Origin of the sequence: Acinetobacter sp. UBA3025 (assembly GCF_002367915.1) — a bacterium.
Taxonomy (GTDB): domain Bacteria; phylum Pseudomonadota; class Gammaproteobacteria; order Pseudomonadales; family Moraxellaceae; genus Acinetobacter.
Genome location: NZ_DFDO01000113.1, coordinates 5,089 through 5,433, shown reverse-complemented (window position 1 = coordinate 5,433; position 345 = coordinate 5,089). Strand labels below are relative to the sequence as shown.

Below are 345 nucleotides of genomic sequence, written 5' to 3'. Positions count from 1 at the left end.
GTTGGGATCGGTGCATTCACTTCATCCTCAATATTTAATTTGGAGTCATAAATACAGTATTTGTTGGTGGTTGGGAAGGTGACCATTGCATCATGACGATAACCAGGCTGGAACACAGACAGTGTTCTGCGCTGTACCTGAGTCATGGTCAAACTATCTTGAGCAATCGTATAAACAGGTAAGCTTTTTAAACTCTCATTAAACTCTTTTGGATCTGCTTCCTGATATGCCAGACAGGCTTTAAGGGTGTCTGCGGCGCTAAATTTACTGGAGTTTGGCAGTTCTTTAATAATCAAACCAATGGTGTCGCGTACACCACCATGAATCATGCGCCAGCGATTAAAT

1 pseudogene is annotated in these 345 nt (G+C 42.3%); it reads right to left on the bottom strand.

The features are described 5' to 3' along the window. Positions 1-345: pseudogene (locus B4J23_RS04850) on the bottom strand (hypothetical protein); the annotation flags it as partial.